At 67.6% G+C, this 392-nt stretch carries 1 pseudogene; it reads left to right on the top strand.

Annotated elements, in window-relative coordinates:
* Window positions 1-392 (top strand): annotated as a pseudogene (locus D7Y04_RS44950) (hypothetical protein); the annotation flags it as partial.

The following is a 392-nucleotide window of genomic DNA, read 5'->3' as shown; positions in this document are numbered from 1 at the left end:
GCTCATGACCGGGGAGACCCTGAGCACGGAGGGTGGCCGCGAGGCGCTGAAGGACGCGATGCGTTCGGTGCAGGAGGAGATGCGCACCGAGCAGTTCCGCTCGCGGCAGGAGGAGTGGATGCAGGCGCAGGTCCGCTCGACGGCCCAGCGCACGGAGCGAATCAAGCGGCTCGTGTCCGAGGCGAAGCTGAATTACTCCCAGGAGCAGGAGCTGACGCGTCGGTTGGAGGCCGAGGAGACTACGCGCAACACCCTGTTCGAGGAGGTGCGCACCGGCGCGAAGAATCCGCGTGAGATTCGCCAGGCGATGCGGACGCAACGGGAGGAGACGGACCAGGCGATGACGGCCCTGCTCGATGAGGGCCAGCGGGCCAAGTACGACGTCATGCGGC

The organism is Corallococcus sp. AB038B (genome assembly GCF_003668955.1).
In the GTDB taxonomy this organism is placed as follows: domain Bacteria; phylum Myxococcota; class Myxococcia; order Myxococcales; family Myxococcaceae; genus Corallococcus; species Corallococcus exiguus.
This window is presented reverse-complemented; position numbering and strand designations above follow the sequence as displayed.